At 42.1% G+C, this 3355-nt stretch carries 4 protein-coding genes and 1 pseudogene; 1 reads left to right on the top strand and 4 read right to left on the bottom strand.

The annotated features are described in order from the left end of the window. Positions 1 to 372, top strand: a pseudogene (locus QUA88_RS14405) (photosystem II q(b) protein); the annotation flags it as partial. 192 nt (positions 373 to 564) lie between these two features. Here the strand turns inward: QUA88_RS14405 and QUA88_RS14410 are convergent. From QUA88_RS14410 to QUA88_RS14425, 4 genes are all read right to left on the bottom strand, one after another. Continuing rightward, positions 565 to 1149 carry a GNAT family N-acetyltransferase gene (locus tag QUA88_RS14410; protein ID WP_333055101.1) on the bottom strand — a complete coding sequence of 195 codons (585 nt, stop codon included), beginning with the start codon at positions 1147 to 1149 and terminating at the stop codon, positions 565 to 567. Positions 1150 to 1292: 143 nt separating this feature from the next. Further along, a complete protein-coding gene (locus tag QUA88_RS14415; protein WP_333055103.1) occupies positions 1293 to 2150 on the bottom strand; it encodes a hypothetical protein in 858 nt (285 codons plus the stop codon). 28 nt (positions 2151 to 2178) lie between these two features. Further along, entirely contained in the window at positions 2179 to 2409 is a 231-nt protein-coding gene (locus QUA88_RS14420) for a type II toxin-antitoxin system RelN family antitoxin (protein WP_333055104.1), read from the bottom strand. Between the two features lie 270 nt (positions 2410 to 2679). Next, positions 2680 to 3246, bottom strand: a complete 567-nt coding sequence (locus QUA88_RS14425) for a transposase (RefSeq protein ID WP_333055105.1) — start codon at positions 3244 to 3246, stop codon at positions 2680 to 2682. Positions 3247 to 3355: the final 109 nt, after the last annotated feature.

Genomic DNA, 3355 nt, shown 5'->3' on the forward strand with positions numbered 1-3355 from the left:
AAATTCGGTCAAGAAGAAGAAACCTACAACATCGTTGCAGCCCACGGCTACTTCGGTCGTTTGATTTTCCAATACGCTTCTTTCAACAACAGCCGTTCCTTGCACTTCTTGTTAGGTGCATGGCCAGTAGTAGGCATCTGGTTTACCGCTTTGGGTATCTCCACGATGGCTTTCAACTTGAACGGTTTCAACTTCAACCAATCGATTATCGACTCTCAAGGTCGTGTCATCAATACTTGGGCTGATGTCATCAACCGCGCTAACTTGGGTATGGAAGTAATGCACGAGCGCAATGCTCACAACTTCCCGCTTGATTTGGCTGCTAGTGAAGTCACTCCAGTAGCTTTGGTTGCTCCTTCCATCAATGGCTAAGTTTTAGTCTGAGATTGACAAAAAGCGCTCCTAGAAATAGGGGCGCTTTTTGTTTTGGGAAAAAATATTTTTCCTGCGGGGAGGCGAAGTATCGCAGCCGCCAAGGAAGTTATATCGAGTCCCTCGCTTCTGGTAATTCCTGTTAGGCTGGATTGATGTCGGCTTCTCGTGGGAGACTCACTCATGATAAATTCAAGTTTCTTTAAACATCACAATACATTCATAATTTTCTAAATCTAGAAATCGGTCAATTTGCAAAGTTCCTATTTGTTCAAATCCCTGTTTTTGGTGAAACATTAGGGAACGAGTATTAGCTATTGGCTGGGTAACAATAAACAGCGAAATCAATGAAGTTGGAAAAACTTGATAAATTTCGTTATACATAAATTGAGCCACACCTCTACCCATCCAATCTAACTTGGTTGCTACTCTTTCGAGATAAAAATGCCTATCGCTGGTGACTCTTTTCTTAAAAACCTCATCTTTCCAGATAATTTTATCCAAGATTTCATCTGATATTTTGGGTTGTGATATAGCCACAAATCCCACAATTTCCCCATCGGTTTTAGCTGACACAAAATATTTGCATGAATTATTTAAGCTTTGGACAATCTCATCTTCAGTAATTTGTGTTAGCAAAAAGCCGCGCTCGATCGACGTATTTTGACCGCGCGCATGAGAATTGTGAATATTGGCGATCGCCTGTATGTCCTCTCCATCGGCTTCCCTAAAAGTTAGATATTCCATAGCATAGTGTGTAGGAACGCTGTCATACATTTGCGATTTTAACGCTCAGGTTTGTCTATTCTAACAGCTAGATATAGATCGCATACCAGATTTAGTTTTGTAAATATTTTAGGGGCGAGATCCTTGGGACAATATCATGACTGTAGGTATGTCTGCACTTGTGGGCGATCGCATCAAATCCCTGATTCAGTAAAAGCTAGGTTCAAATCATCAATCAACCCCAATTGTTGGGCCCACCCTGTTAAGTAACCCCGATCTAAATTCTCAGATTGGACTTTCAGAATTCCCAAAACATCATTCCATTGTTTTTGAGACTGAGACTGTTGCCGCCAGAGCAGTTTGGCCAACACAATATCTTCAGGAGAAGCCACCCAAAATTGTTCTACACCAGCTTCGTCAAGCGCTTCTAATCGTCGTCTTGCCATTTTTGAGCGATCGAATGCAGTATTAGAATTCAGCACAATATCAGCGTTCAATACTAAAGTCATGTGAGTGACGCTCAACACCATGCCTCTACCCTCTTGAATATCTTTGACCGAACCCGGAGGGCAGTAAAAACCAGCCGTTTCTAGTGCTTCAACTAATTGAAAAATATTGTCCCGGAGCAATTCAATTACTAAATCTAAATCGCGTGTTGTTCTAGGGTCGCCATAGACAGAAGCGGCAACGCCTCGTGTAATATAATAAGAGACACCTAATGTTTCAAAAATTGGGTGCAACAGTCTAGCAATTTCGCTGGGGTCTTGCGTCCACATAGAGGGCTCACTGGTGGGGGTTAAAATTGGCAACCACTTGCTACCTAATATCGATCGAGCAAATCGCTCTTTGTAGGTTGAGGGACAAGCTTTTTTCATCCCGCGCAAGCTAACAGTTTTTGCCCAACGATTTAATTTTGCCCCCATTTGCCACCGTTGGGAATTGGTGAGTTGTCGCAGTAGGTAAAAATCAATTGCATCAGCTTCAGGAGTTTTATCATCTGACTGGGGACGGTATCCAGGTTTGATGGATATTTTCGGTATGGATTGAATCATTTTGCTTGTTGATTTCCCTAATTTTATATCAATTCCACAGTTGGGACAAAGGGAGAGTTTGTCCGGTAATTGCCTCATGGAAGCCTTGCTGAAGCCCTTCGAGGACAGTTTCAGTGGGGTTATCATCTGGATCGATATCAGTGTCTTCCGGCACTAAGACAATAATCCGAACGTGTCTGTGGTTGACAAGGGTAAGGGGTCTATCTATACACAGCATCCCTCGATCGTCAATTGTTCCAGTGGTTTCGATCGCTTTCATAGTCTACTTTTTTTTCTGTAAATAACAGTGTTTCCAAGGATATCAAAGAACTCAATGGATCGTGAGATATGGAGTCAGAAACCCGGTTTCTTACAACATCTCGGTGAGAATGCCAAAATTATCGCAGAAACCCGGTTTCTGGGATTTGGGCTCTGTGCGCGGGGAGTCAGAAACCGGGTTTCTTCACCAAATTTCGGTGAGGATGCTTAAATTATGGCAGAAACCCGGTTTCTGGGATTGGGGGCGGAAACCCGGTTTCTTGGTTTCTTTCTATTCTTCAAAGGTTAAATGCTGGATTAATCGATCGCTAGTTGAATCTTCTAAAAAGTAACGATAAGCATCTGCTGACTGAAATTTCGCTCGCACTCCATCTATTTTAGGTAAATTTCCCTGGCGCAAATCAATATATTCTTGATAGCTAGAAAACTCCCAATTCTCGGCTTTTTCAACTATATTAGCAGAGACTGGGTTTAAGTGAATATAGCGAGTTAAGTGTAATAAATACTCTTCTGTCTCTACATGAATCGCCTGAAATCGTCCCTGAAACAATGAACCCACCCTTTGATAGCGTTTACTGATAGCCTTAACATAAGACAGAGTAAACGCCTGCATCAGCTTGGAAAAACGATCGGTTTTCAAGTAAACTAATAAATGATAGTGGTTTGGCATCAAACAATACGCAATAATATCGACACCATGATTAATCAGATGGTTTCTTAATTGGCGTAAAAAATAAATATAGTTTTCTCGCTCAAAAAAGATAAGCTGACGGTTATTGCCTCGGTTATAAATATGGTAGTAATTACCCGCTTGCAAGATAACTTGGCGACGTGGCATTTGGCAGATCGGATGGTACGTGTGCGACTCAGAAACCGGGTTTCTTCCTAAATCCGGCGTGAGATGCCAAAATTATCGCAGAAACCCGGTTTCTGGGATTTGGGCTCTG

The sequence above is a fragment of the Microcoleus sp. D3_18_C2 genome (assembly GCF_036702395.1).
Taxonomy (GTDB): domain Bacteria; phylum Cyanobacteriota; class Cyanobacteriia; order Cyanobacteriales; family Microcoleaceae; genus Microcoleus.

Coding starts and splice junctions, on each gene's coding strand:
- QUA88_RS14410 (WP_333055101.1), bottom strand. CDS start 1,149: ATGTATGACAGCGTTCCTACACACTATGCTATGGAATATCTAACTTTT.
- QUA88_RS14415 (WP_333055103.1), bottom strand. CDS start 2,150: ATGATTCAATCCATACCGAAAATATCCATCAAACCTGGATACCGTCCC.
- QUA88_RS14420 (WP_333055104.1), bottom strand. CDS start 2,409: ATGAAAGCGATCGAAACCACTGGAACAATTGACGATCGAGGGATGCTG.
- QUA88_RS14425 (WP_333055105.1), bottom strand. CDS start 3,246: ATGCCACGTCGCCAAGTTATCTTGCAAGCGGGTAATTACTACCATATT.